Raw genomic sequence first — 694 nt, 5'->3', positions numbered from 1 at the left:
AGAAACTGTTTGTGAAATTCTGATTTAAACATTGTGATTAATACTCCTTTTTAAAAAATCACAATGCAAAATCGGCATAAGTGTTAAATTTTCGCTCCCCCCCTATTAGTATACGGGGGGAGGGGGTTTTCCTTAGCGACTGCATTACTCTAAATTCCGTATTGGTTTATCAAGGGCGCAAGCGCGGGATTTGTGAAACTAATAATATGGTTTGCGCTTCGCTTGGTAACGACCGATAGGCAGCAATGCTAAATTAATATAGGTGTGCGGTCTACATGGCTGCGCCATAAAAATCTATTCAGCATTTTTCTTAGCATAAGTTAAAAGAACCTCAAGCAAATCATGTTCACGAGATAGTGAAATAAGCTCTTGCTCTAAATCATTTAGTCTCACTGGTTTAGTTGGTAATTTTTTTGGCCTTCCTGCACCTTCACGTGCTCCGCCCCAATATTCATTTTTATACATAATTGCCTCTAATTATTAGCCAGGTATTTGATTAATGTAACAGAAATCAAATGCCAGGTATATGAATAATGTAACAACAATCAAGTGCCTGGATAAAAGAAAGGCCGTTAAATAATCCGCTACGCTCAGGCTTCGCTTGGCGGATTATTTTAAACGGTTTATAAAGATGATAATAAAGAAATATCGGTATCTGGTTTGTCGGGTTTGGGTTGCTCGTATCGGTTAGGGC

General features: G+C 38.3%; 2 protein-coding genes. Both read right to left on the bottom strand.

Translation table 11 applies throughout. The features are described from left to right. Positions 1 to 294: 294 nt before the first annotated feature. Positions 295 to 465 carry a hypothetical protein gene (locus H5079_RS18155; protein ID WP_158001059.1) on the bottom strand — a complete coding sequence of 57 codons (171 nt, stop codon included), beginning with the start codon at positions 463 to 465 and terminating at the stop codon, positions 295 to 297. Positions 466 to 511: 46 nt separating this feature from the next. Beyond that, positions 512 to 694 (bottom strand): hypothetical protein (locus tag H5079_RS18340; RefSeq protein ID WP_220489019.1); only part of this gene is annotated, 183 nt, incomplete at its 5' end.

It is taken from the genome of Pseudoalteromonas sp. SG44-5 (genome assembly GCF_014164175.1).
Classification (GTDB): Bacteria; Pseudomonadota; Gammaproteobacteria; order Enterobacterales; family Alteromonadaceae; genus Pseudoalteromonas; species Pseudoalteromonas nigrifaciens.
This window is presented reverse-complemented; position numbering and strand designations above follow the sequence as displayed.